At 69.7% G+C, this 24385-nt stretch carries 25 protein-coding genes; 16 read left to right on the top strand and 9 right to left on the bottom strand.

Translation table 11 applies throughout. The annotated features are described in order from the left end of the window. Positions 1-216: 216 nt before the first annotated feature. Complete coding sequence (locus ACQHIV_RS39000; protein WP_427889356.1) at positions 217-1371, bottom strand: cystathionine gamma-synthase; 1155 nt, start codon at positions 1369-1371, stop codon at positions 217-219. 179 nt (positions 1372-1550) lie between these two features. Here ACQHIV_RS39000 and ACQHIV_RS38995 point away from each other — a divergent pair, with 179 nt between their 5' ends. Further along, positions 1551-2132 carry a hypothetical protein gene (locus ACQHIV_RS38995; protein WP_427889355.1) on the top strand — a complete coding sequence of 194 codons (582 nt, stop codon included), beginning with the start codon at positions 1551-1553 and terminating at the stop codon, positions 2130-2132. Between the two features lie 8 nt (positions 2133-2140). Next, positions 2141-3946, top strand: a complete 1806-nt coding sequence (locus tag ACQHIV_RS38990; protein ID WP_427889354.1) for a hypothetical protein — start codon at positions 2141-2143, stop codon at positions 3944-3946. Positions 3947-3964: 18 nt separating this feature from the next. On the opposite strand, the gene ACQHIV_RS38985 is transcribed toward ACQHIV_RS38990, so the two are convergent. Then, positions 3965-4261 (bottom strand): DUF1905 domain-containing protein, encoded by a 297-nt coding sequence (locus ACQHIV_RS38985; protein ID WP_427889353.1) that lies wholly within the window; start codon positions 4259-4261, stop codon positions 3965-3967. Positions 4262-4321: 60 nt separating this feature from the next. Then, positions 4322-4984, bottom strand: coding sequence for a YczE/YyaS/YitT family protein (locus tag ACQHIV_RS38980; RefSeq protein ID WP_427889352.1), 663 nt, complete (start codon positions 4982-4984; stop codon positions 4322-4324). 63 nt (positions 4985-5047) lie between these two features. Here ACQHIV_RS38980 and ACQHIV_RS38975 point away from each other — a divergent pair, with 63 nt between their 5' ends. Both ACQHIV_RS38975 and msrA read left to right on the top strand, forming a co-directional pair. Further along, the gene (locus ACQHIV_RS38975; protein ID WP_427889351.1) at positions 5048-6484 is read left to right on the top strand and encodes a PLP-dependent aminotransferase family protein; all 1437 of its coding nucleotides are present in this window, start codon (positions 5048-5050) and stop codon (positions 6482-6484) included. Between the two features lie 265 nt (positions 6485-6749). Continuing rightward, positions 6750-7394 (top strand): peptide-methionine (S)-S-oxide reductase MsrA, encoded by a 645-nt coding sequence (gene msrA / locus ACQHIV_RS38970; protein ID WP_427896649.1) that lies wholly within the window; start codon positions 6750-6752, stop codon positions 7392-7394. A gap of 54 nt (positions 7395-7448) precedes the next feature. On the opposite strand, the gene ACQHIV_RS38965 is transcribed toward msrA, so the two are convergent. Next, the gene (locus ACQHIV_RS38965; RefSeq protein ID WP_427889350.1) at positions 7449-7931 is read right to left on the bottom strand and encodes a hypothetical protein; all 483 of its coding nucleotides are present in this window, start codon (positions 7929-7931) and stop codon (positions 7449-7451) included. Positions 7932-8197: 266 nt separating this feature from the next. Here ACQHIV_RS38965 and ACQHIV_RS38960 point away from each other — a divergent pair, with 266 nt between their 5' ends. The 4 genes from ACQHIV_RS38960 to ACQHIV_RS38945 all read left to right on the top strand — a co-directional run bounded on the left by ACQHIV_RS38960 (position 8198) and on the right by ACQHIV_RS38945 (position 10833). Continuing rightward, positions 8198-9043 carry a hypothetical protein gene (locus tag ACQHIV_RS38960; RefSeq protein WP_427889349.1) on the top strand — a complete coding sequence of 282 codons (846 nt, stop codon included), beginning with the start codon at positions 8198-8200 and terminating at the stop codon, positions 9041-9043. Between the two features lie 264 nt (positions 9044-9307). Beyond that, positions 9308-9700 (top strand): hypothetical protein, encoded by a 393-nt coding sequence (locus ACQHIV_RS38955; RefSeq protein WP_427889348.1) that lies wholly within the window; start codon positions 9308-9310, stop codon positions 9698-9700. Between the two features lie 142 nt (positions 9701-9842). Beyond that, positions 9843-10202 carry a YciI family protein gene (locus ACQHIV_RS38950; protein ID WP_427889347.1) on the top strand — a complete coding sequence of 120 codons (360 nt, stop codon included), beginning with the start codon at positions 9843-9845 and terminating at the stop codon, positions 10200-10202. Positions 10203-10248: 46 nt separating this feature from the next. Then, a complete protein-coding gene (locus tag ACQHIV_RS38945; RefSeq protein ID WP_427889346.1) occupies positions 10249-10833 on the top strand; it encodes a chloramphenicol phosphotransferase CPT family protein in 585 nt (194 codons plus the stop codon). Here the strand turns inward: ACQHIV_RS38945 and ACQHIV_RS38940 are convergent. Beyond that, positions 10826-11794 (bottom strand): hypothetical protein, encoded by a 969-nt coding sequence (locus tag ACQHIV_RS38940; protein ID WP_427889345.1) that lies wholly within the window; start codon positions 11792-11794, stop codon positions 10826-10828. The genes ACQHIV_RS38945 and ACQHIV_RS38940 overlap by 8 nt on opposite strands. Positions 11795-11872: 78 nt before the next feature. Further along, positions 11873-12394 (bottom strand): DinB family protein, encoded by a 522-nt coding sequence (locus tag ACQHIV_RS38935; RefSeq protein WP_427889344.1) that lies wholly within the window; start codon positions 12392-12394, stop codon positions 11873-11875. A 152-nt stretch (positions 12395-12546) separates the two neighbouring features. Between ACQHIV_RS38935 and ACQHIV_RS38930 the strand changes: the two genes are divergently transcribed. The 3 genes from ACQHIV_RS38930 (at position 12547) to ACQHIV_RS38920 (ending at position 15889) form a co-directional block, all read left to right on the top strand. Further along, complete coding sequence (locus ACQHIV_RS38930; RefSeq protein ID WP_427889343.1) at positions 12547-14283, top strand: hypothetical protein; 1737 nt, start codon at positions 12547-12549, stop codon at positions 14281-14283. 84 nt (positions 14284-14367) lie between these two features. Then, positions 14368-14856: a GNAT family N-acetyltransferase gene (locus ACQHIV_RS38925; protein ID WP_427889342.1), complete on the top strand. Its 489-nt coding sequence runs from the start codon at positions 14368-14370 to the stop codon at positions 14854-14856. A 10-nt stretch (positions 14857-14866) separates the two neighbouring features. Continuing rightward, entirely contained in the window at positions 14867-15889 is a 1023-nt protein-coding gene (locus tag ACQHIV_RS38920; RefSeq protein WP_427889341.1) for an NADPH:quinone reductase, read from the top strand. Here the strand turns inward: ACQHIV_RS38920 and ACQHIV_RS38915 are convergent. Both ACQHIV_RS38915 and ACQHIV_RS38910 read right to left on the bottom strand, forming a co-directional pair. After that, the gene (locus tag ACQHIV_RS38915) at positions 15886-16719 is read right to left on the bottom strand and encodes an AAC(3) family N-acetyltransferase (protein WP_427889340.1); all 834 of its coding nucleotides are present in this window, start codon (positions 16717-16719) and stop codon (positions 15886-15888) included. The two genes, ACQHIV_RS38920 and ACQHIV_RS38915, sit on opposite strands and share 4 nt — an antisense overlap. Positions 16720-16776: 57 nt before the next feature. Then, the gene (locus tag ACQHIV_RS38910) at positions 16777-17256 is read right to left on the bottom strand and encodes an NUDIX domain-containing protein (RefSeq protein ID WP_427889339.1); all 480 of its coding nucleotides are present in this window, start codon (positions 17254-17256) and stop codon (positions 16777-16779) included. An 18-nt stretch (positions 17257-17274) separates the two neighbouring features. Between ACQHIV_RS38910 and ACQHIV_RS38905 the strand changes: the two genes are divergently transcribed. From ACQHIV_RS38905 to ACQHIV_RS38895, 3 genes are read left to right on the top strand one after another with little or no spacing between them, the layout of a single operon-like run. After that, positions 17275-18012, top strand: a complete 738-nt coding sequence (locus tag ACQHIV_RS38905; RefSeq protein ID WP_427889338.1) for a hypothetical protein — start codon at positions 17275-17277, stop codon at positions 18010-18012. Beyond that, complete coding sequence (locus ACQHIV_RS38900) at positions 18009-19247, top strand: lactate racemase domain-containing protein (protein ID WP_427889337.1); 1239 nt, start codon at positions 18009-18011, stop codon at positions 19245-19247. Before ACQHIV_RS38905 ends, ACQHIV_RS38900 begins: the two co-directional genes overlap by 4 nt. A 22-nt stretch (positions 19248-19269) precedes the next feature. Continuing rightward, positions 19270-20721 (top strand): flavin-containing monooxygenase, encoded by a 1452-nt coding sequence (locus tag ACQHIV_RS38895; protein WP_427889336.1) that lies wholly within the window; start codon positions 19270-19272, stop codon positions 20719-20721. A gap of 810 nt (positions 20722-21531) precedes the next feature. Here the strand turns inward: ACQHIV_RS38895 and ACQHIV_RS38890 are convergent. After that, positions 21532-22905: a cystathionine beta-synthase gene (locus ACQHIV_RS38890; protein WP_427889335.1), complete on the bottom strand. Its 1374-nt coding sequence runs from the start codon at positions 22903-22905 to the stop codon at positions 21532-21534. Positions 22906-22982: 77 nt separating this feature from the next. On the opposite strand from ACQHIV_RS38890, the gene ACQHIV_RS38885 reads away from it, so the two are divergent. After that, on the top strand, positions 22983-24023 hold the full coding sequence (locus ACQHIV_RS38885; RefSeq protein ID WP_427889334.1) for an SGNH/GDSL hydrolase family protein: 1041 nt from the start codon (positions 22983-22985) through the stop codon (positions 24021-24023). Positions 24024-24138: 115 nt separating this feature from the next. Next, positions 24139-24369, top strand: a complete 231-nt coding sequence (locus ACQHIV_RS38880) for a DUF4287 domain-containing protein (protein WP_380193634.1) — start codon at positions 24139-24141, stop codon at positions 24367-24369. Positions 24370-24385 lie beyond the last annotated feature (16 nt).

The raw sequence follows: 24385 nt of genomic DNA, 5'->3' as shown, positions 1-24385 counted from the left end.
TCCACGCCGCGGCCCGGCCGGGCGCCGCCAGGCGCCCACGTTAATGCGAGGCGACGTACGCGGCGTTGCCGCTTCTCCGCTCTCACAGCACCCGAGAACGCCCAGGCGAGCGGACAACCCCTGGCGTTGCCCCTCCTCTGTCCTTCACCGGACCGGAGGACCGTCGACGCGAGGGGTTGTCCCCTCGCGTCGACGTGTTGCCGGGAGGGTGCGGGGTCAGGACAGGGCGCGGTCGAGGTCGGTGAGGAGGTCGTCGATCGTCTCGATGCCGACGCTCAGCCGGATCAGGTCGGCCGGGACCTCGAGCGGGGTGCCCGCGACCGAGGCGTGGGTCATCTTGCCGGGGTGCTCGATGAGCGACTCGACGCCGCCGAGGGACTCGCCGAGCGTGAACACCTCCGCCTTGTTGCAGATGTCCAGCGCCTGCGCCTCGCCGCCGGCGACCCGGAAGCTGACGATCCCGCCGAACCGCTTCATCTGCTTGGCGGCCGTCTCGTGCCCGGGATGCCCGTCGAGCCCCGGGTACAGCACCTGGCTGACGGACCGGTGCCGCTGCAGGAACTCCACGACCCGTTCGGCGTTGTCGCTGTGCCGGTCCATCCGGACGCCGAGTGTCTTGATGCCCCGCAGTACCAGCCAGGAGTCGAACGGCCCGGCGACCGCGCCGATCGCGTTCTGGTGGAAGGCGATCTTGTCCGCGAGTTCCGCGTCCCGGACGATCAGCGCGCCGCCGACCACGTCGGAGTGGCCGCCCATGTACTTCGTCGTCGAGTGCACGACCACGTCCGCGCCGAGCTCGAGCGGCTGCTGCAGGTACGCCGAGGCGAAGGTGTTGTCCACCACGAGCAGTGCGCCGGCATCGTGCGCGATCTGCGCCACGATCGCGATGTCCGCGACGTTCAGCAACGGGTTCGTCGGGGTCTCCAGCCAGACCACCTTGGTCTTCCCGGGCTGGATCGCGGCCCGGATCGCCTCCGGGTGGGTGACCGCGGCGGGGGTCATCTCGACACCCCAGTTGCTCAGCACCTTGGAGAACAGCCGGAACGTGCCGCCGTACGCGTCGTCCGGGAACACCACGTGGTCGCCGGGCGCGCACACCGACCGGATCAGCGTGTCCTCGGCGGCCAGGCCGCTGGCGAACGCGAAGCCGCGGGTGCCCGCCTCGATCGCGGCCAGACACTCCTCCAGCGCGGTCCGGGTCGGGTTCGCCGACCGGGAGTACTCGTACCCGTTGCGGAGCCCGCCGACGCCGTCCTGCTTGTAGGTGCTGGTCGCGTAGATCGGCGGCACCACCGCTCCGGTCGTCGGGTCAGGCTCGTTCCCGGCGTGGATGGCAAGTGTCTCGAAGCCGTACTGGTGTTCGGTGTTCACCGGACCAGCGTACGGCCTGGTCTGCTGGACGCCCGCAGCCCGTCCACAGCCCGGCGGATCGGCGGAACCGAGTTGTCCACAGGTACGTCGTACCGGCTGGCGGAATGACCCACCCGCCGCCTACGGTTGCTCGCAGGAGACCCACGGGTGGGACCGGGCAGGAAGGACGACGGCGCCGGATGAAGACGCAGGACAGGCCGCTCGACCAGGACGACCTGGCGATGGCGGACCTCGCCGAGATCCCGGACTGGACCGTGATCGCGGGTCCGGACGGCGACGAGGCCGGGCCGGAGGTCGTGCGCGCGCTGGTGCATCGGGTGATGGGCAGGACGTCCTGGCAGCCGTGGCCGCTGCAGGCCGGCGAGGTGATCGCCGCCGACATGGTCTCGTGGGGATTCACCACCCGGCGCGGGACCACGATGATCGTGTTCGACGGGCTCGCGTTCCCGGACTGCCCGGACAGCGGCTGGTCGGCGTACGAGATCGGCCCGGCCGACATCGCCGCCGCCGAGGCCGGCCTGGACGCGCACTGGCCGGACCACCTGGCGCTCGCCACCCGGCACTGGGGACAGCCCGACTACGTCGGTGACGAGAGCAGCCCGACGTTCGCGGACGAGTGGGAGCCCGGTGCGGGGACGGGCCGCCGGCACCTGGCCGTCTGGCTGCGGCCCGGGGCCCAGATCCACCTCTACAGCACCAAGCCGAGCAAGGACCCGCTGACGACGTCTGTCGGGGTCAACTACGCCGTGTACATCGACTAGGAGACCCCATGAGCCAGTCCTACCCGGAGAACCCGCGCGGCATCCGCCAGCGGTTCTCGCGGTGGAACACGACTCGTCGTGGTACCAAGACGCTGAAGGCGGCGTACGCGCAGGCGGCCCGGGACGTCAAGCGGATGGACCCTGCCGTCCGCGAGCAGATCGGCCGCGCGAACATGACGCGCGCCGACCTGCAGATGCTGGCCGGGACCCATGTGGACGCGCAGTTCCGGCCGGATCGGTACGGCGCGGTCTCGCAGCAGCTCGGGGAGGCGATGTCGGCACGTACGTCGACGCCGGCGCAGACCCGGAATCCGTTGCGCCGGATCGCGAACCGGTATTCGCGGTGGCGCAACACGCGGCAGGGCACGAAGATGCTCAAGGCCGCGTTCACGCAGGCGGCCCGGGACGTGAAGCGCACGGATCCGGCGGTGCGGTACGCGATCGGGCGGTCGACGATCAACCGGTCCGATCTGGCGGCGCTCGCCTCCGGGCGGATGGACGAGGTGTTCCGGCCGCAGGGCCGGTTCCAGAACGTGCCTGCGCAGCAGCAGGGGCCTCAGGTTCAAGGGCAGCAGGTTCAGGGGCAGCAGGTTCAGGGGCAGCAGGTTCAAGGGCAGCAGCCGACGGCGGCCGCTCAGCAGCTGAACGATCGGATGACACAGCAGATCCAGACGCTGCAGGAGACCATCGAGCAGCAGTCCCGCGTGATCTCGGCGATGCAGCAGAACCTGCAGGCACAGGCGCAGCTCCAAGGGCTGCTCGAGACGCGCATCCAGCAGCTCCAGCAGCAGGTCGCCGACCAGGGGCAAGGCCAGACCGGCCCGGAGCTCGACCAGCAGCCGGAGCGTCAGCCGATCAACGACAACGTCCAGTTCATGACGCCGATCGCCGGCCCGGAAGCCGAAAACCCACGCGCCCTCGGCGAGAACGGCGGCGACCAGTCCCCCGACGAGAACGCCGCACCGGCCCTCGGCGAAGGCGAAACCACACCAGCCGTCGGCGAGGGCGAAACCGCGCCAGCCGTTGGCGAGGGCGACGCGCCGGGTGTTGGTGAGGGCGCTGACGGGCAGACGGTTGGTGACGAGCCGGCGGTCGACACGTCCGGCGAGGTGGAGACCAGCGACCAGGCTGCCGGCGAAGGGCCACAGGTCGGGGGCGCCGAGCCCGCGCAGCCGTCGATGGCCGACCGCTGGATGACGGCACTCGACGAGAACGCCGTCGCCGACGAGCAGCTGACCTTCGACGACCTGGAAGCCGAAGGCGCAGCCACCCCCACCGTCACCCCGGAGGCAACCGCCGAAGCCGCAGCCACCGATCCCCAGGCCCCGACCGTCGACACGCCCCAACCGCCCCAGACCCAGCAGCCCCAACAACCCCAGGTCACCGGCCAGGCCACAGCCCAGCAGCCGCAGGTCACGGGACAGCCCCAGGCGGCTGGCCAGCAGCCGCAGGTCAGCGGGCAGCCGGGGGCGACCGGGCAGCAGCCTCAAGCGGCTGGCCAGCAGCCGCAGGTCAGCGGGCAGCCGGGGGCGACCGGGCAGCAGCCTCAAGCGGCTGGGCAGCAGCCGCAGGTCAGCGGGCAGCCGGGGGCGACCGGGCAGCAGCCTCAAGCGGCTGGGCAGCGGCCGGAGGTCAGTGGGCAGCCGGGGGCTGCTAATGATGTGGCGGCGTTGGCGCGGCTGCAGAACGCGCAGCCTCCGCTCAGCAGCGTGAAATCCGGCGACGTCAAGACCGCGGTCGAAGGCGGCACCAAGAGCGGGACCGGTGCACACCACGACACCCAGAAGCAGTCGCCCAACAGAGACGGCCGCTGAGCCCCTAGGACCGAGCTGTCAGAGATCGACGAGCTCGAGCCGCGTCTCCACCGGGCTGCCCTCGATCAGCGCCTCGGCGACACGGACCGGCTTCTTCACCGGCAGCACGTACGTCCCGTCCTTGGTAGGAAACACCGACGTACGCCAACTGCTCCCACCCACCGTCACTGCGACCCGCACCGACCCGAACCCATGCCGCCGCCCCTCGGTCAGGCCGGTGATCTCGTCGCTGATCTCCTCCGGCACCGTGACGAAGTGCCACGAGCCCTCCCCCGGATGCAACCACAGTGGCGCCGTGAACCGATAAGCCCTCACAGCACCGTCCCACGACTCGTCAGCACCACACCACCTTCTCACCCGCACGCGGGCCGGCGGCTAGGTGGTCGTCTTGAGCCGGACCGTGAAGATCGGCAGCAGGATGTGGACGAGCGGCCCGATCGACAACGCGTAGACGACCGTGCCGACGCCGATCGAGCCGCCCATCAGGAACCCGGTCGCGAGGACGGTCAGCTCGAGGGTCGTGCGGACGAGCCGGACACTTAGGCCGGTACGGCGGACCAGTCCGGTCATCAGGCCGTCGCGCGGACCCGGGCCGAACTGAGCGCCGATATACAGCGCGCCGGCCAGCGCGTTCAGGACGACGCCCGACAGCATGAACACGATCCGCAGCCAGAGCGCGTGCGGCCGGTCGATCGTGGCCAGCGTGAGGTCCGTGACCAGGCCGATCACGATCGCGTTGCTGATCGTGCCGAGCCCGGGCCACTGGCGGAGCGGGATCCAGGCGAGCAGTACGACGAAGCTGATCGCGATCACCACGGTCCCGAAGCTGAGCGCGACGTGCTTGGTGATGCCCGAGTGGAACACATCCCACGGGTCCAGGCCGAGATTGCCCTGGATCATCAGTCCCATCGAGGCGCCGTACAGCGAGAGGCCGGCGTACAGCTGGACGAGCCTGCGCGGCAGGTGGCCTGCCTTCAGTTGCTGGATCGGGTTGAGCGGGGCGAGCTGGCGCGGCGGGGCAGCGGAGGTGGCGGTCACGTATCCCAGTGTCCGGAAGAAGTGGCCTGGTATTCGATAGCCAATTGCGCGATAGTGGACTGCATGCAAGCCCGTTATCTCCCCGCAAGTACGTTGACCGGCCTGCTCGGCGAGTGGGCCGGCGGTCCCGGTCCGGCGTACCGCGTGCTGGCCGAGCGGCTCCGGCTGCTGATCGCGGACGGGCGGATCATGCCCGGCTCGCGGCTGCCGAGCGAGCGCGAACTGACCGACGCGTTGGGGGTCAGCCGTACGACGGTGGCATCCGCCTATCGCGAGCTGCGGGACAGCGGGTACCTGACCAGCCGGCGCGGATCCGGCAGCGTGACCGCACTGCCGTCGAAGGTCGGGCCTGAGCTCGGGCGGCACCACGCGCCCGGCATCGACACCGAGGGGCTGTACGACTTCACCTGCGCGGCACCGGCGGCGGTGCCCGGCATCAGTACGGCGGTGGCGGCCGCGGCGCTCGAACTGCCGCTGCACCTCGCGACGCCCGGGTACCACCCGCAGGGCTTGCCGGTACTGCGGTCCGAGATCGCGGCGGCGTACTGCGAACGCGGCCTGCCGACCACCCCCGACCAGATCATCGTCACCGCCGGGGCGCTCGCGGCGACGTCGATCGCGGTCCGGGCGACGACCCAGATCGGCGACCGGGTCCTCACCGAGAGTCCGACCCACCCGAACTCGGTGGACGCGATCCGGCGCAGCGGCTGCCGGGTGGTCGCCGTACCGATGTCGCCCGGCGGCTGGGACCTGCCATTGCTAGAGGCAACCATCCGGCAGACCGCGCCGCGGGCCGCGTGGCTGGTCGCGGACTTCCAGAACCCGACCGGTTTCCTGATGTCGGCGGCGGACCGGCAGCGGCTGGCGCGGGCGTTCGCGCGGTCGCGGACGACGGCGATCGTGGACGAGACGCTGTTCGAGCTGTCGCTGGACGGGCAGGAGATGCCGCCGCCGTTCGCGTCGTACGACCCGGACGGGGTGATCACCGTCGGGTCGGTGAGCAAGTCGTTCTGGGGCGGGCTGCGGATCGGGTGGATGCGGGTGCCGGCGGCGCTGGTGGCGCGGGTGCTGGACGCTCGGGCGTCGCTGGATCTCGGGGCGCCGGTGCTGGAGCAGCTCGTGGTCGCGGATCTGCTGCGACGGCGATCCACTTTGCTCCCGGAACGCCGCGCCTCGCTGGCCCGTCGGCGCGACGCGCTCGCGGCCGCCGTGGCGGAGGAGTTGCCGACGTGGAAGTTCCGGCTGCCGTCCGGTGGGCTGTCGCTGTGGTGCGAACTCCCCGAACCGGTCGGCTCCAGCCTCGTCGGCGTCGCCCAACGCAACGGCGCGCTCCTCGTCGCCGGCTCCCGCTTCTCCCCCGACGGCGGCCTCGAGTCCTTCATCCGCCTCCCGTTCACGCTGGACGAGGACGCGCTCCGGGACGGCGTCCACCGCCTGGCCGCGTCGTACGACTCCCTCACCGACGCCCCGACTCGCCGGCCCGGCGTGATGATCGCGTGAAGGCGGACGCCCAGGCCATCACAATCGGCCCGGCGGCCGCGGCCCCCGCGCGAAGCCGGGCGGATCGCCCGATTGTGATGGCCTGGCGGACCGCCACCACTCATCAAGCCCGCCTGGCGGGGGTTCGCGCTCAGTGACCGCCGTCGGGCGGGTGTTGGTGAGTGGTGGCGGTCCGCACGTCATCGCCCCGTAAGGGGTGCGGGGAAGGTTCGTCTTGGCGGGAGCGTTGGGGGACTATGAGAGTCACACTGCGAGAGGCGTGAGAATGTCGTTCTTCACCCGCAACACCGCCATGGTCGAGCCGCAGGCCGCACTGCCCGGCCGGCCCACTCCCGGCTTCGCCGTACCGGACGAGAACATCGTCCTGCACACGCCGCAGACCGCCGCCGCGCCCGAGGGCTTCGAGGAGGTCTGGTTCGGCACCGGATGCTTCTGGGGCACCGAGGAGATCTTCTGGCAGCAGCCGGGCGTGTACACCACGGCCGTCGGGTACGCAGGCGGTTACACCCCGAACCCGACGTACGAAGAGGTCTGCACCGGCCGCACCGGCCACGCCGAGGCCGTCCGCGTCGTCTACGACCCCACCAAGACCACCTTCACCGACCTGCTGAAGGTCTTCTGGGAGACCCACGACCCGACCCAGGGTATGCGCCAGGGCAACGACCTCGGCTCGCAGTACCGCTCGGCCGTCTACTACACCACCGACGCCCAGCGCACCGAAGCCGAACGCACCCGCGACCTCTACGCCCCCGTCATCAAGCCCCTCGGCTACGACGACATCACCACCGAAATAGCCCCCGCCACCACCTTCTACTTCGCGGAGGCATACCACCAGCAGTACCTCCACAAAAACCCCAACGGCTACCGCTGCCACAGCAACACCGGCGCCAAGTTCCCTGCCGACGACTGATCGGTCGCACCGACGCGAGGGCCGTCTTCCGGCCCTCGCGGACGGTCAGTGCGGCTACTGCGTTCTCCCCTCGCTGAGCAGGGTGATCCGCCGCCGAAGACGTCTGGGCCAGTACCACCGGATGAACAAAGTGAAAGCCGGAACAATCGCACCCAGCAACGCCCGTGGGGACTCGTCGAGCGCCCCGGCAACGCTCCCGATCAGGACCATCACCATGACGATGATCACCAGCCAGCGAGTCCGGCCCGTGTAGTCGGCGAGGTGTCGCGACGCGATGCGCAGCGCGGCCGACCGGATCTCCTCATCGTCAGGCACGGGACCACCCATCGCAGCGCGATGAGCGACGCGGACCTTGTCCTCGGGGACGTCGCCTTCTGCGTCCTTCATCCCTCGTTGCCACCTGGCGCTCCACCAACCGATCGCCAATCCGAACGGGACACCCGTGACGATCGCCCCGACGCAGGCTGCAGTCCAACTCGACCCGTCGTCCTTGGTGAAGGCGCCCATCACCACACCGAACAGGACGCCGCCCAGCACAGCCGGAATCCACCCAGCAACTTCGGCTCGCTCTCCACGCATGCGGTGATCATCCGCCAGAGACAGCCTCCGTGTCGCGTTCTGTCCGAAGGACCCCACCGGCTACCGCAGCCAAAGCAACACCGGCGTTTGCAGGAAGTGGCAACGGGGGTGGGTTTGTCGGTAGGGGGCGCTATCGTCAGCGGTTCGGGATTGGGGATCGTGGAGGGGCGGGGCGGATGGGCGTGCGGCGGCTGGGGGTGGTTCTGGCTGGGGTTGGGATATTGGTGGCTGGTGCGCTGGCGGGGCCGGTGGGTGGTGCGCGGGCGGCTGTTGGTTCGTCGCCCTTCTACAACCAGATTCTCTGGACGGACAGCGGGAACAAGGTGATAGAGGCCGATGTCGCCGTCGCGAGACCGCCGCAGCTGGTGGTCCAGTTCCAGCTTGCGGGCTTCGTTCCGGTCCGGGCGATGTCGAGCTGGTACCCGTCGACGACCCGGCAGGGCCAGCCGTACTTCTACGGGCTGCTGCTTCAGGGCGACAACCTGTACCGGCATTCCACCATCACCCCGGTCGGCAGTCAGGCGCGAGTGACTACCACCAAGCTCGGGGGCGGGTGGAAGAACTTCAAGACGATCGCGACCTCCACCTACAACGACTCGATCGCGGGCACACATTCGTATCTGTACGGTCTGAACGCCAACGGGTACCTGTACCGGTATGCCGCGAGCGGTGCGGGTTACCGGGCGTACGGCGCGTTCGGCGGGTTCAAGAGCTTCAAGACGATGGCGATGATCAGCCAGACGCGGACGTACGACACGCTGCTGATGACGACCACGGCAGGCGCGCTCTACACGATCCACATCCCGATCACCGCCAACGCGAAGCCGGTCGTCAAGCTGATCCGCAAGTCCGGCTGGTCCTCGTTCGAGTCGCTCCTGGTCGAGCATTGCGGCGACAGCATGGGCTCCGTTGTCGTGGGCATCGACCACAGCACCGATTCCGGCTACCAGTACACCTTCGGCAGGACCAATGGCACGGCGACTGCGATCACGTCGTACGGCAAGATCCCGGTCGTCTTCAATGGAGCGGTCCACGCATCCCGCAGCCTGTTGTGGCTGCACGGTGAGTAGCCAGCAGCCACGGCATACCTGGCTCAGATATGTGGCGGCGGGGAAGCCTGTCCAGCGGAGGACGGTCAGGGTGAATAAGGTTGGCCGGTGAGGATCTTTCGACGGTCGGCCGACCCCGCTGAAGAGGTGCTGCGGCGGTTGTCCAGGCGTCTGCGGTGGTTCCGGCCTTCGGAGGCTGACGCGCCCACGACGCAGGAGCAACTCGGTCACCTGTCCCAGCACCGGCTGTGCCCTGCGATCGACCGGGGCAACGCAGGGCCGGCGATGATGTCGCTGACCATCGCCGAAGAGGCCCTGGCCGGCGACGAGCCCAATGCCGCGCTCGACCAGGCACTCACGCTGGGTCTCATCGAAGTGCTGAGCGACTGGTGCTCTTGGCCGGAGACGCCGGGCGAGGTCGTGGCGGCCATCGAGGACCGGATGGGACCGATGACCCGGGCGCGGTGGACCTCAGCCCGGGCGCAGGGAACCGCGGTGGCCTCCTGGATCCGTGGCGAAGGCGCGTCCACCGGCGAGACCCCGGCGACCTACCGGGAGATCGAGAACCCTGACCTGCGATTCCTCATCCGTTCCACCCACCAGTACATCGACGAAACAATGACCGTCGGCATCGCCGCCCGCCTACGCTTCGAGAAGGCCACGGGCCAAGGCGTCTAGGTGGTGTCACCCGGGCCCGTGCGAGTACTCGGTAGCGGTAGCGTTCCTTGGAGAAACCCCTGTCCGGGTTGTCGGATTGGGGCCTGTCGGTTCGTGGTGAAGGTGGAGGGCGGCGTTGGGCTGCCTGGTTGAGGAGGTTGTTATGGGTGAGTACCTCGTTGCCTTCAACGACGAGTGGGTGCCGGAGCATACGGATGAGGAGTTGATGGCCAAGTCGCTGGCGTTGAAGCCGTTGCTGGCGGAGATGCGGGAGGCGGGGGTGTTGATCTTCACCGGGGGGCTGGATCCGGATGCGCCGGTGTTCAGCGTGGATGCGGCCGGCGGTACGCCGATGTTCACGGACGGGCCGTACGTCGAGTCGAAGGAGCATCTGGGCGGGTTCGCCGTACTGACGGTGGACGACGAGGAGCAGGCGCGGTACTGGGCGGGGAAGATCGCCGCGGCGTGCGGGTGGCCGCAGCAGGTGAGCCGCTTCCAGGTACCGCGGGTCCGGCAGAGCTGACCACCCCGTACGTCGGCGGGCGGTCTCGGGAAGGGATGATGGGGCGGTGTCGATCACTGCAACGCATGAGTTGACCGAGGCCACGCCCGCCGGAGCGGGGCGGGTGATTCTGTTGAACGGGACGTCGAGTTCGGGGAAGTCGACGATCGCCGAGCAGTTGATGAAGACGCTCGACGGCGCGTGGTACCTGCTGAAGATCGACCACTTCCACCACATCCGGAGCCGGGGGGAGTGGAGCGACGACGAGTTCCTGCCGATCTTCCAGCGAACCGTGCTGGGCTTCCATCGCGCCGTTGCCGGTATGGCGTCGGCCGGGAACGACGTGGTCGTCGACCACATCCTCGGCGAACGCTGGCGGCTCGACGACTGCCTGACCGCGTTCGAGGACCTGCCTGTCCTGTTCGTCGGCGTCCGCTGCTCGCTCGCGGAACTCGAACGCCGCGAACGGGAACGCGGCAACCGCACGATCGGCCGCGCCGCGCTGCAGTTCCCCCTCGTCCACGACCACGGCGTGTACGACGTGGAAGTGGACTCGGAGCACCTGTCCCCGGAGGACTGCGCGAAGGCGATCCACGAACGGCTGGACGACGGCCCGCCGACGGCGTTCGGCAAGCTCCGCGCGGCTAGGTGATCCGGAAGATGCGAACGATGTTGGGCGTATCGACCAGCGTGTGCGGTACGAACGCGTGATACGCCCACACGTGCACCCACGCGTTGCCGGTCCGCACCGTGAGGACCGTCTTGAACATCCCGGGCGCGAAGTACGTCAGCAGCAGAAACGCGATCGACAGTACGGCGTTCCCGGGTGAGTTGAAGAGCGTCCACGCGTCCCACACGTGCAGCACCGTGTACGTCAGCCCGCCGAGGACGACCGTCGCCGCGACCGATCCCGTGAGGCGGAGGAACCGCGGTACCAGGATCGCGTAGATGAAGACCATCGCGGGCAGTACGGCGCCGGCCAGGTACAGCACGAACGTCAGCGGTACGCCGATCGCGAACTGGCGGCCGGTGAGCTCGAAGATCCCGGGGTCGAGCGCGGCGATCTGGACGGCGGACTCGATCGCGAGCACCACCAGGATCAGTACGACGTCCGCGCGCCGGTTCGACGAGCGGAGGTTGAGCGCCTCGGACGAGTAGCGCCGCCGGAAGTACAGCAGCGGGATCACGGCGTACACGACGAGGTTGTAGACGGCCCACACGATCGCCTCCGCCGGGGCGACGTGTGCGTGCGTGCCGTACAGCGAGCCGGCCAGGTGCAGTCCGAACGGGTGCCAGCCGAGCAACCGCGCCATGAGGAACCCGACGATCAGGCCGCCAACGCCGTACAGCAGGAGCAACGCCGTCTCGCGGGCCGCCACGGAGCGTTCAGGTGCGCGGGCGGCCAGGTTCAGAGTGCGCCGTTTGCGGGTCATCCAGAACACCAGCGCGGCCAGCAGGAGCACCTCGACGAGGCCGAGGTTCGCGCTCACCAGCCGGTCGACCGGGCTGCCCGACGCCGCGTCCGGCCAGTCGAACGGCAGGCTGCCCTTCGCGACCACGAGCACCAGAACGTTGCAGAGCACCCACCCCAACGCGGCCAGCAGCACGATCACGTAGTACTCCGAGGTTGTAACACGAGCGTGTCAATATACCTCGGACATTAACACGCTCGTATCACAAAACGTCAAGCGTCAGCCCATCGTCTTCTGGCCGTCGATGGTCTCGCGGATGATGTCCGCGTGGCCCGAGTGCTGGGCGGTTTCGGAGGCGATGTGCAGGAACGCCATCCGGACCGACCAGAACACGCCCGGCGGCTGCCAGGGCGCGGCCGGGAGCTCGTACTTGTCGTCCAGATCTAGGGTGCGGACCAGTTCCGCGGTCTCCTCGGCGACCTTCTCGTACGCCGCGAGCACGTCGGCGAGCGTCTCGCCGTCGACGAACCGGAACTGGTCCTGCCAGGCCGCGATCACCTCCGGCGTGTACTCGGTCGGCGTGGTGCCGACCTTGCCGCGGGCGAAGTCGGCCCAGTGCTGCTCGACGGTCATGACGTGCTTGATCAGCCCGCCGACCGTAAGTTCACTCTTGGTGCTGCGGGTGCTCGCCTGCTCGTCGGTCAGGCCCTGCGCCGTGTGCCGCAGGAAGTGCCGGCGGGTCGCGAGAAGGTCCAGGATGTCGGCGCGCTCCGGTGCCGGGGTCTGCTCGTTCGTCGTCATGCCCAGACCTTAACCTCCAATAGCGGCCAGGTATTGACCGCTACTGAATTCGGCCGCGAGATGTTGTGAGCCGCCCTCGGCAGGAGCAGAGTCGAGACGCCACTCGGGCCGGGAACCGGTCCCGGTCCGGCGGGCCGTCCTGGGGAGGGATCATGGCCCAGCCACGCCTTGTCATCGCTTCCGTCGCTGCCTTCGCAGCCGCCCTCTGCGGCGCCGCGGTCGCTGCCTACGCGGCACCTGCCAACGAGGTGACGGTCGGAAGCCCGCCGACGCCGTTCTCGCAGAACAAGCAGAACGAGCCGGCGGTCGCGATCGACGCACACGATCCGTCGGTCGTCGTCGCGGGCGTGAACGAGGAGATCGACATGGAGTCGTGCGCCGCGGGCGACCCGAGCACCTGCCCGTTCACCCCCGGGGTCGGCGTGTCCGGCGTGTACTTCTCGTTCGACAGCGGCACTACCTGGACGCAACCGACGTACAGCGGCTGGACCGCGCGCGACTGCCTCGGCCCGGCGGCCTGTACGCCAGGGGTGGGCAAGATCGGCACACTGCCGCGCTACTTCGAGGCCGGCCTTGTCTCGGACGGTGACCCGGCCGTCGCGTTCGGTCCGCGCCCCGGTCCGGACGGGAAGTTCTCCTGGTCGAACGGCTCCCGGCTGTACTACGCGAACCTGACCTCGAACTTCTCCGCCGTACGGCAACTGGAGACGTTCCGCGGCGCCGAGGCGATCGCGGTGTCGACGACCGACGACGTCCGCGCCGCGGCGCGGAACGACGCGTCCGCCTGGACCGCGCCGGTGATCATCTCGAGGCAGTCGTCGACAACGTTCTCCGACAAGGAGCAACTGTACGCCGACAACGCGGCGAGCAGCCGGTTCTTCGGCAACGTGTACACCTGCTGGGCCAGCTTCCGCAGCAACAGCCACGGCCAGGCGCTCCCCGTGCCGCTCATGGTGGCGCGCTCGTCCGACGGCGGCCGGACGTGGACGACGAATCAGCTCGGCCCGGCCACGAACAACGGCATCAGCCAGCAGCCCGACGGCTGCGTCGTACGCACGGACAGCACGGGCAACGTCTACGTGTTCGGCGTCGGCCTCCGTGGTGGCGCGAACCTGGAACTGATGTACAAGTCGACCGACGGCGGCGCACACTTCACCGGCCCGGCCACGGTCGCTCCGGTCGTGGAGCCGGGTGTGCTCGACCCGGCCCAGGGCCGCCCGGTGATGGACGGGATCGCCGGCGCCCGTGTCGACCTGGCCGGCGGGCCGAACGTCGACATTGCGAACGGACGCCCCAGTGGCGTTGGCGCGACCAACGAGATCTTCATGACCTGGTCCGACGGCCGGGCCGGCCTGAACCACGAGCAGCTGATGCTGACCTGGTCGCGGAACGGCGGCACGTCCTGGTCCACGCCGTCCCCGCTCAGCCTCGCGCCCGGCGATCGCCCGGTCTACACAGCACCGGCGGTGTCCCCGGACGGCGCCGACCTGTACGTGGTGCACAACTCGTTCACGACGCCCTACCGCGACAACACGACGGACCCACGCGGGCTCGTCGGCGAAGTACAGCACGCGGACGTGGTGAACGGCGTACCGTCCGGGTGGACCACGCTCGAACGCACCCCGGGCGGCGATCCGCGGGGCAGCAGCACGAACTCGCTGACCGCGGAGTTCCTCGGGGACTACGTGTACGCCGCGGCAACGAACGACCGCGCGGTCGCGGTGTGGAACGACGCGCACGACGCGGGCGTCTGCCCGTCGGTCAACGCGTACCGCGACTCGTTCTACGGCGGACCGGCCGCGCCGGCTCCGGACGTCCTCGGGACCTGCCCGGCGACCTTCGGCAACACCGACATCCTCGGCGGCAGCTACCCGGACCCGACCCCGTGACGCCCGCCGGAGGGCGCCGTCCCCGGCGCCCTCCGGCAGAAATCCGTTTGCGGGACAGCCCGGGTCTCCAGCACCCTGGCGACCATGGAGATCCGGCCGCTGCGGGACGACGACCCGGACATCATCTCAGGGGCGATGGCCGAGCTCGGCTGGGACAAGCCGGTCGCGCAGTACGAGCGGTACCTGGCCGAGCAGGCCGCTGGGACGCGAGACGTCCTGGTGGCGACGGTCGGCGGCGCGTACGCCGGATACGTGACAGTGCGGTGGAAGTCGCCGTACTTCGGGAACGTCCCGGAGATCCAGGACTTCAACGTGTTGCCGAAGCTCCGGCGGCAGGGCATCGGCTCCGCGTTGATGGACGCGGCCGAGGCGCTGGTGGCGGAAAGGTCTGCCGTGGTGGGGATCGGCGTCGGGCTGTACGCGGACTACGGGCAGGCGCAGCGGATGTACGTGCGGCGCGGGTACCTCCCCGACGGACGCGGGCTGATCTACGACGGTCACCAGGTGCCGCCGATGGAGCTGGTCCGGAACGACGACGCCGCGACCCTGATGTTCACCAAGCAGCTGCGGTAGCGTCGGTGGGGTGCGAGCTGTCGAGTACTCCGTGACCGGTGATCCTGACGTCCTGACCCTCGTGGACAGGCCGATGCCCGAGCCGGCGCCGGGGGAAGTGCGGGTGCGGATCCACCGGTCGGGCGTCAACCCGACCGACTGGAAGACGCGCCGCGGCAGCGAGCCCGGTACGCCGGTGCACCCGGCGCAGGTGCCGAACCAGGACGGGTCCGGCGTCGTCGACGCGGTCGGGCAGGGCGTCGACGCGGGGCTCCGCGGGCAGCGCGTGTGGCTCTGGGAGGCGGCCTACCTTCGACCGTCGGGTGGTACGGCGCAGGAGTACGCCGTGGTGCCGGTGCGGCATGTGGTGCCGCTGCCCGACGAGGCGTCGTACGACCTCGGGGCTGCGCTCGGCGTACCGTTCCTGACCGCGCACCGCTGCCTGACCGTGACCGAGGACGGGCCGGTGCACCTCGGGCCGGGCAAGCTCGCCGGGAGGACCGTGCTGGTCGCCGGCGGCGCGGGCGCGGTGGGGAACGCGGCGATCCAGCTGGCGCGGTGGTCCGACGCGACCGTGATCACGACCGTGAGCAGCCCGGAGAAGGGCAACCTCGCCGCGCTGGCCGGCGCGGATCACGTCATCGACTACCGGCAGCAGGACGTGGTGTCCGAGGTACGGGCGATTGCTCCGGGCGGGGTCGACACGATCGTCGAGGTGTCCCCGGCGGCGAACGCGGCGATCGACGCGGCGGTGATCGCGACGCACGGGTCGGTGGCGGTGTACGCGACCGACGGCGGCGCGACGATGGAGCTCCCGGTGCGGGCGTCGATGGTGCCGAACGCGCGGTGGCAGTTCGTGCTGCTGTACACGGCGCCGGACTCGTGGCGGCCGCGTGGGCTGGGTGACGTCGCGGCGGCGGTCGCGGCCGGGGCGATCCGGGTCGGGCCGGAGGCCGGGATCCCGTTGCTCCACTACGCGCTCGACGAGGCCGCCGAGGCGCACGCCGCGGTGGAGAACAGCATCGTCGGCAAGGTGCTGATCGACGTCAGCTAAAGCGGTTCCCAGGCGGCGAGTCGCTGCTGGAGTGCGGCGGCGCAGCGGCAGGTCGGGTCGTCGGTGCAGAGCAGCGCGGTCGGGTCGGACTCGATCAGGTCGCGGGTCGCGTCCAGGACGGCCTGCTTCGGGATCCGGCGTACGCGCGCCTGACCGATCCGGACCTCCTTGGTCGCGGGACGCAGTACCGGCTCGATCGCGTCGAACATGTGGCTGGCGCCGGGGACGTTCGGGTACTCGACCCACAGGCCGTCGGCGGACTTCGCGTACCGGTAGAACCGGGAGCGGCCGAGGTACTGCTCGGCGAGGTGGATCGTGGTGTTCGAGGTGTGCGTGACGCCGAGCAGCAGCACGTCACCGTCGAGCGCCTCGATCGGCCCGAGCGGCCAGTCCGGGCGCTGGGCAGCGAGGATGCGCTCGGCGGCGGGTCCTGCGGCTTGGTAGGAGAACAGCGGATGCTCGCTCCGCAACGGATCGCGGGTCTGCCGGAAGGTCTCCGGGATCCGCCCGAGCCACCGGTCGACCGGCAGGTCCACCCGGAAGCTGGTTGCCTCCGACAACTTCTCGTCGAACTCCGGCCAGCTCCCCGCGTTCCAGAACGCGTTCCGCGGCCGCACCATCCCCGGCGGCGCCGGCAACCCGGTGAGATCCCACGTCCCGGCCGGCATCAGCACGGTCCCACACACCTCCGCCAACGCCGCACACACCGCCTCCGCCCCACCGTCGACGTACCCGAAAGCACTCAACGACGAGTGCACCACCACCTCAGACGCCTCTCCCAGCCCCAACCGCCGAAGCCCGTCGGACAATTCCGCCACGGTCACGCCCATCCCAGCAATATCCCATTCTTTCCTGTACTTGCCAACGGCAACTGTCATCTAGCGCATTCAGTAGGCCTGGAACAGGCCGGTTTTCCGGTAGGTGGTGTGGAGGCGTAGGACCAGTTCGGTCGGCGGATGCAGCGGGCCGGGTGGTTCCGTGAAGAAGCCGGCTTCGAGTACTTCGTTTGCCGCGGGGCGGAGGGCGCCGGTCCAGGTGCGGGCCTCGAAGCAGAGGGCGAAGCACTGGACGACGTCGCCGTTCGGATAGGTGAGTGTGTGTACGTCGGCCCGGGACACGCTCGCGAACGGCACCAGGTCCTCCTCGCGCACCACCAGCCCGGTCTCCTCCGAGAACTCGCGGGCCGCCGTACCGCGGAAGCTGTCACCAGGCTCGGCCCCGCCCGCCGGCAGCTCCCACAGACCGGTGTCGCGGCTCCGCTGGAGCAGGATCCGGTCGTCGGCGTCGATCGCCAGCACCTGCGCGCCCGGCAACAGCAACAACCGGGAACCCACGGCGCGACGGAGCTCGGCAAGGTAAGGATCCACGGATGAGAGGGTAGAGCCGTGGACTGGGTACGGCGGCGGGCGGGTTCTCTGCTGGGACTGGGGCTGATCGGCGGCCTGGTGTGGGCGTCGGCGGTCACGCTGTCCCAGCCGAACTGGTACGACCCGGACGAGGACTGCGCGCGCAAGCTCGGCGCGGTGAACGCCGTACCGCGGACCCGCTGGTTCCCGCCGTCCGCGAGCTGCGTGTCCGACGACGGCGTCGTCCACCAGTACATGTCGACGACGCGCACCGTCACGCTGTCGATACTCGGCGTACTGCTCCTGCTCGTCCTCGCGACCGGCCTGATCCTGACCGTACGGCGGCTCTCCGGCGACCCCGGCCCGGTCCGTACCGGCGACGACGTCGACCTGAAGCGCCGGCGCCGGTCGCACCTGACGTTCGGCGCGCTGGACATGGCGGTCGCGTTCGCACTGATCACCTTCCTGAACGCGGCCGCGATCGTCTTCGGCGGCCTGCCCGGCGGCGTACTGATTATCCTCACGTCGCTCGTCGGCCTGAGCGCGTTCGGCGCGGTTCTCGACCGGCACATGGGTCCGTTGCCGAGCACCGCGCTCGACTCGCGGCGGCGCGGGACGGTTGCGGGCGTCGCGACGTACGGCGCGGTGTTCGCGGCGACCGCGTTCTCGGGGCAGCTCCCGTTCTTCCGCTTCTGGGCGGTCCCGGCGGGCGGGATCGCGTACGCCGTGATCGCGGGAGTGCAATGGTCCCGCGCGACCTCTAAGGTCGAGGTGTGACCAATGCGGTGGTGATCGGTGGTGCGGGTCAGGTCCTGACCGAGGACGAGGTGACGGCGTTCGTCGGCGACGCCCTGGCCGGTGCCGGGCTGGAGGGGAAGAGCGTCTGTGTGATCGTCCCGGACGCGACCCGCAGCTGCCCGCTCCCCCTGCTCCTGAAGGCGGTCACCCAGGCACTGAAGGGCAGCCAGGTCACGATTTTGGTTGCCCTCGGCACCCACGCGGCGATGACGCCGGAGCAGCTCCGCGAGCACCTCGGCGACGACTACCCGAACGTGATCAACCACGAGTGGTGGAAGCCGGAGACGTTCGCGGACCTCGGCACGATCGGCCCCGACCGGGTCGGCGAGATCTCCGCCGAGATGCTCCGCGACGAGGTGCCGGTCCGGCTGAACCGGGCGGTCGTCGAGCACGACGTGGCGCTGGTCGTCGGGCCGGTGTTCCCGCACGAGGTGGTCGGGTTCTCCGGCGGCAACAAGTACTTCTTCCCGGGCGTCGCCGGCCAGGAGGTGATCGACTTCTCGCACTGGCTCGGCGCGCTGATCACCAGCGCGAACATCATCGGTACGCCGGGGATCACGCCGGTCCGGGCGCTGATCGACGAGGCCGCCGCGCTGATCCCGGCCGAGAAGCTCGCGCTGTCCGTGGTCGCCCGGTCCGGCACCGACTCGCTGCACGCGATCGCGTTCGGCGACACGGTCGAGTCGTGGCGGGCCGCCGCGGAGATCTCCGCGCAGACCCACGTCCGGTACCTGGACCGCCCGGTGCGGCGGGTGGTGTCGGTGATGCCACCGAAGTACGCCGACATCTGGACCGCGGCGAAGGGGTTCTACAAGCTCGAGCCGGTGGTCGCCGACGGCGGCGAGGTGATCCTGTACGCGCCGCACGTCACCCAGCTGGCCGCGATGCACCCGGAGATCGAGCAGATCGGGTACCACTGCCGCGACTACTTCCTCGGCCAGTGGGAGAAGTTCCGCGACCTGCATTGGGGTGTGCTCGCGCACTCGACGCACCTGCGCGGCGCCGGCACCTGGGACCCGGTGAGCGGCGAGCACCTCCGCGTCCAGGTCACGCTCGCCACCGGCATCCCCGAGGACGTCGTACGGGGAGCCAACCTCGGGTACGCCGACCCCGCGACCGTCGACCTGGACGCGTACGAGGCCGACGCCGACACGTTCGTCGTACCGAACGCCGGCGAGACCCTCTACCGGTTGAAGGCTTCCGTCGCGGGGTGACCGGCCGGTAACCTCGGCTGTTATGGCTGAGGTCATGATCATCGGCTCCGGGTTCGCCGGACTGTGCATGGGGATCAAGCTCAAGCAGGCCGGCTGCGAGGACTTCGTCGTCCTGGAGGCCGCCGACGACCTGGGCGGCACCTGGCGGGACAACACGTACCCGGGCTGCGCGTGCGACATCCCGTCGTACCTCTACTCGTTCTCGTTCGAGCAGAACCCGCGCTGGACCCGGATGTTCGCGCCGTGGGACGAGATCCTCGCCTACCTGCGGCACTGCGCGGACAAGTACGGCGTCGCGGACAAGATCCGGTACGGCGCGGAGGTCACCGGGGCGGAGTTCGACGAGAGGTCCGGGCACTGGACCGTCACGGTCAACGACGACGAGACGATCGAGACCCAGGCCCTGGTCGCCGGCGTCGGCAGCCTGCACCAGCCGAAGCTGCCGGACATCCCCGGCCTGGACTCGTTCGGCGGTACGGCGTTCCACTCGGCGCGGTGGGATCATGACCGCGACCTCCGCGGGCGGAACGTCGCGGTGATCGGGACCGGGGCGTCGGCGATCCAGTTCGTACCGCGGATCGCGCCGCAGGTGGCGCAACTGGACGTGTACCAGCGGACGGCGCCGTGGGTGACGCCGAAGCCGGACCGCGCGATCGGCGGCTGGGAACGCACGCTGCACGAACGGTTCCCGGCCGCGCAACGGACGATCCGGAACGCGATCTACTGGGGGCTCGAGGGTCGCGGCGCCGGCTTCGCCGGGAACCCGAAGCTGATGAAAGGCCTGGAAATCCAGGCGAAACGGCACCTGCACAAGCAGGTCACCGACCCGGAACTGCGTGCGAAGCTGACCCCGGACTACCAGATCGGCTGCAAGCGGATCCTGATCTCGAACGACTACTACCCGGCCCTCGCCCGGCCCAACGTCAGCGTGATCAGCACCCCGATCGCGCGCGTCACCCCGACCGGCGTGGTCACCGCCGACGGCACCGAACGGTCCTGCGACACCATCGTGCTCGGCACCGGCTTCGACGTCTCCGCGAACCTCACCCGGATGCCGATCCGCGGCCGGGACGGCATCGACCTGGCCGACCACTGGAAACGCGACGGCATCGGCGCCCACCTCGGCATCACGGTCGCCGGCTACCCGAACCTGTTCCTGCTCGTCGGCCCGAACACCCTCCTCGGCCACTCCTCGATGGTCTTCATGATCGAGGCCCAGGTCCGCTACGTGATGCAGGCCCTCCACCTCCTCCGCCGGCGCAACGCGACGTATGTCGAGGTCCGCGAGGAGGCCCAGGAACAGTTCGTCACCGACGTCCAGACCGACCTCGACGACACCGTCTGGCAATCCGGCTGCACCAGCTGGTACCTGGACCCCACCGGCCGAAACTCCACCATCTGGCCCGCCTGGACCTTCACCTACTGGCGCCGCACCCGAAAACTCAACCCATCCGACTTCGCGGTCGTCCACTGACGCCCGCGCTGCCCGAGCCGCGACCGACGCGCGGAACGGACCGCCGCGAACCCACGCAGGAGCCCCTACCCACCGCCGAACGCGGCCAGCAAACAGCCTCCCCACGGGTCCTCTGCGCAGGAACACCAACCCGACGGCACCATCCGGCCGATCCTGCGTGTTCAGCTCCGCCGGAACAGGTACCCACCGCGCATACGGTCCCCTCGGCAGCACCGCGCCGCCGGACGCGGCCAACAACAGTCACCGCGAAGCGCCGACCCGGAAACAGGTGCAGGAGGGCATCGACGCGTTCCCGCCTCGGGACAGGAGCACGCACCGCAGACCGCGGACATCCAGCCACGCCGCAGCGCGGCTGGTCTCCTTGCAGCGACTACCTTCCCCCGCGGAGCAACTGCTCCAGGCGAAGCCGCTCCCCCGACGGCGGTAGCACCCGCCGAAGGTGGCCGAAAGCCAGCCGCCGCGAAGCGGTGCCCATTGCGCGCGGGAACAGCCACCCACCACGTGTACCCCCCACCCGGCGGCGGCAGCACGCCGCCGAAGGCGGCCATCAGGCAGCCGCCGCGGAGCGGTGTCCTTTGTGGTCCACTAGGTGATTACCCGGACTCCTCTAGTAGGAGGTGGGGCAGGGCGGCGTACGACCTTGGGATGAGGGGAAGACCGATCCGGAGGCCGATGTCTCAGATGCGTCGGTGCAGGACTCTTGAGGCATGGACATTCTTCAGATCGCAGGAGCGGCCGTCGTGGTGATCGGTATCGTGATCACCGCGCTGATCGCCATCATCCCGTCAGTCGTGGACCGCTAGAACAAGCTCAGTCGGCGGACAGATGGACCAGGAGGTCCTGCCGGGTCAGTACGCCCACCGGCTTGCCGTCGTCGAGCACCATCAGGGCGTCGCGGCCTTCGAGCAGCTCGACCGCCTTGGTGACCGGTTCGCCGGCGCCGAGGGACGGCAGGGCCGGGTCCATGTGCTGCTCGACGATGTCGGCCAGTCGCGCCTTGCCGGAGTACAGCGCGTCCATCAGCGTCCGCTCCGACACCGCGCCGGCCACCTCGGCCGCCATCACCGGCGGCTCGGCCCGGACGACCGGCATCTGCGAGACGCCGTACTCGCGCAGGATCGCGACCGCCTCGGCGATCGTCTCGTGCGGGTGGGTGTGCACCAGCGGCGGCAGGCTGCCGTCCTTCCCGGCCAGTACGTCACCGAGCGTAGTCCCCGCCTTCGCGTGCGCGAGGAACCCGTACTGCGCCAGCCAGTCGTCGTTGAACACCTTCGTCAGGTATCCACGCCCACCGTCCGGCAGCAGTACGACGATCACCGCGTCCGGGTCGTCCAGCTCGTGCGCGAGCCGAATCGCCGCGGCGGCGGCCATCCCGGCCGAGCCACCGACCAGCATCGCCTCTTCCCGCGCCAGCCGCCGGGTGAGCGCGAACGAGTCCGCGTCCGACACCTCGATCACCCGGTCGCAGATGTCCCGGTCGTACGTCTCCGGCCAGAAGTCCTCGCCGACGCCCTCGACCAGGTACGGCCGCCCGGTGCCGCCGGAGTACACCGAACCCTCCGGGTCCGCGCCGATGATCTGCACGCGGCCGCCGGAGACCTCCTTCAGGTACTTCCCGGTGCCGCTGATCGTGCCGCCGGTGCCGACGCCCGCGACGAAGTGCGTGATCTTGCCGTCGGTCTGCTCCCAGAGCTCCGGTCCGGTGGTCTCGTAGTGCGAGCGCGGGTTGTTCTGGTTCGCGTACTGGTTCGGCTTCCAGGCGCCCTCGATCTCGCGGACCAGCCGGTCGGACACGTTGTAGTACGAGTCCGGGTGCTCGGGCGCGACCGCGGTCGGGCAGACGACGACCTCGGCGCCGTACGCCTTGAGCACGTTCCGCTTGTCCTCGCTGACCTTGTCGGGGCAGACGAAGACGCACTTGTAGCCCTTCTGCTGGGCGACCATCGCGAGCCCGACGCCAGTGTTGCCGGAGGTCGGCTCGACGATCGTGCCGCCGGGCTTGAGCTCACCGGAGGCTTCCGCGGCCTCGATCATCCGGACCGCGATCCGGTCCTTCACCGAGCCGCCGGGGTTGAAGTACTCAACCTTGGCGAGGACGAGGGGCTTGGCCCCGTCGGTGGTCTTGGTCAGCCTCACCAGCGGGGTGTTGCCGACGAGGTCCAGGAGTGATTCTGCGTAGCGCACGATCTTTACTGTAGTGATACAGGACGCTTTGCCCTATTTTCACTTGCGTCGCGATAACAGCGTGTAATCCTTGTGACATGAGCAAAGCTGGGGCAGCCAAGAAGCTGGCCCAGGCCGCAGCCTTCGGGGGTGGGGGTCTCGGACTCATCGGTGCCACGCTGTACGGCGTACTCACCGCTGAGGCCGAGTACGCGAAGCGCGTGATCGGACCGATGCGCTACTACCCGACTCCGGGCAACGGTCTGTACGGCCGGTATCCAGGACATCCGATCACGTTCGCCATGCTCGGCGACTCGAGTGCCGCGGGCTACGGCACCGACTCGCCGCAGGAGACGCCCGGGGTGCTGATCGCCTCCGGGCTGGCGGACCTCGCCGAGCGACCGGTGCGGCTGGTCGACGTGTCGAAGACCGGCGCGAAGTCGACCGACCTGGCCGCGCAGGTGGACACCGCGCTGCAGGCCGGGCCGCACGTCGCGGTGATCCTGATCGGGGCGAACGACGTGAAGGCCAAGATGCCGCCGTCGACGTCCGTCCGCTTGCTGTCCACTGCCGTACGCCGGTTGCGCGCCGCGAACTGCGAGGTCGTCGTCGGAACCTGCCCGGACCTGGGCGTGGTCCCGCCGATCGTGCCGCCGCTGCGCTGGGTCGCCCGCTCGTGGAGCCACCGGCTCGCCGCGGCCCAGACGATCGCGGTCGTCGAGGCCGGCGGCCGGTCGGTGTCGCTGGGCTCGCTGCTCGGCGAGGTGTTCCGCACCGATCCGTCGATGTGGGGCCGGGACAACTTCCACCCGTCGGCCACCGGGTACGCCGCCGCGTCCGCCGCACTGCTGCCGTCGGTGGCGGCCGCGATGGGGGTCGGGCCGGAGTCGTTCGTGCACCCGGAGCCGTTCCGCGGCGAGGCGATCCTGCCGATCGCGCAGGCCGCGGTCCAGGCCGCCCGCCGGGCCGGCACCGAGGTCGCGGCCACCGAGGTGGCCGGCCGGGAGCGCGGACCACGCGGCCGCTGGGCGGCCCTGCGGCACCGCCGCCGGCACCCGAAGGCCGAGGTCGACCGGGTCGAGGAGACCGCGGCGGAAAGTGCCGCGGAAAATCCGGAAACCGTGCCCGTCGGTCAATAGTTGTTGAGGTTGTGCGTCCGCTGAGCGGCGACTTTCATGTCGGGAGTCTTGCCTCCGGGCGGCCGGGTGGTGCACAGTCGATAACCACGCGGTACCCCGATGACGGGAGGCGAAGATGGGCTTGAACCACTCCGAGGAGACGCATCAGCGTTTGGTGGAGGCCGTGCCCAGATGCACCGGACGCGCTATGACCGAGTGGTTCCAGCTGATGAACGACGGACCGTCGTTCCTGCGCTTCGACGACAGAGTTCGATGGCTCTCCAGCGAGTACGCGCTCGCGCATGGGCACGCGACCGCCATCGTCCACGAGTTCGACCTGGTCAAGGCGCACCGGCGAATGGGCTGAGCCGCAAAGGAGACAA

It is taken from the genome of Kribbella polygonati (assembly GCF_050320105.1).
In the GTDB taxonomy this organism is placed as follows: domain Bacteria; phylum Actinomycetota; class Actinomycetes; order Propionibacteriales; family Kribbellaceae; genus Kribbella.
The sequence above is the reverse complement of the archived record's forward strand: the minus strand, read 5'-3'. Positions and strand labels throughout refer to the sequence as shown.

Excerpts from the sequence above, each read along its gene's own strand:
- ACQHIV_RS38995 (WP_427889355.1), top strand. The coding sequence starts at position 1,551 with ATGAAGACGCAGGACAGGCCGCTCGACCAGGACGACCTGGCGATGGCG.
- ACQHIV_RS38990 (WP_427889354.1), top strand. The coding sequence starts at position 2,141 with ATGAGCCAGTCCTACCCGGAGAACCCGCGCGGCATCCGCCAGCGGTTC.
- ACQHIV_RS38975 (WP_427889351.1), top strand. The coding sequence starts at position 5,048 with ATGCAAGCCCGTTATCTCCCCGCAAGTACGTTGACCGGCCTGCTCGGC.
- msrA (WP_427896649.1), top strand. The coding sequence starts at position 6,750 with ATGTCGTTCTTCACCCGCAACACCGCCATGGTCGAGCCGCAGGCCGCA.
- ACQHIV_RS38955 (WP_427889348.1), top strand. The coding sequence starts at position 9,308 with ATGATGTCGCTGACCATCGCCGAAGAGGCCCTGGCCGGCGACGAGCCC.
- ACQHIV_RS38950 (WP_427889347.1), top strand. The coding sequence starts at position 9,843 with ATGGGTGAGTACCTCGTTGCCTTCAACGACGAGTGGGTGCCGGAGCAT.
- ACQHIV_RS38935 (WP_427889344.1), bottom strand. The coding sequence starts at position 12,394 with ATGACGACGAACGAGCAGACCCCGGCACCGGAGCGCGCCGACATCCTG.
- ACQHIV_RS38930 (WP_427889343.1), top strand. The coding sequence starts at position 12,547 with ATGGCCCAGCCACGCCTTGTCATCGCTTCCGTCGCTGCCTTCGCAGCC.
- ACQHIV_RS38925 (WP_427889342.1), top strand. The coding sequence starts at position 14,368 with ATGGAGATCCGGCCGCTGCGGGACGACGACCCGGACATCATCTCAGGG.
- ACQHIV_RS38915 (WP_427889340.1), bottom strand. The coding sequence starts at position 16,719 with ATGGGCGTGACCGTGGCGGAATTGTCCGACGGGCTTCGGCGGTTGGGG.
- ACQHIV_RS38895 (WP_427889336.1), top strand. The coding sequence starts at position 19,270 with ATGGCTGAGGTCATGATCATCGGCTCCGGGTTCGCCGGACTGTGCATG.
- ACQHIV_RS38885 (WP_427889334.1), top strand. The coding sequence starts at position 22,983 with ATGAGCAAAGCTGGGGCAGCCAAGAAGCTGGCCCAGGCCGCAGCCTTC.
- ACQHIV_RS38880 (WP_380193634.1), top strand. The coding sequence starts at position 24,139 with ATGGGCTTGAACCACTCCGAGGAGACGCATCAGCGTTTGGTGGAGGCC.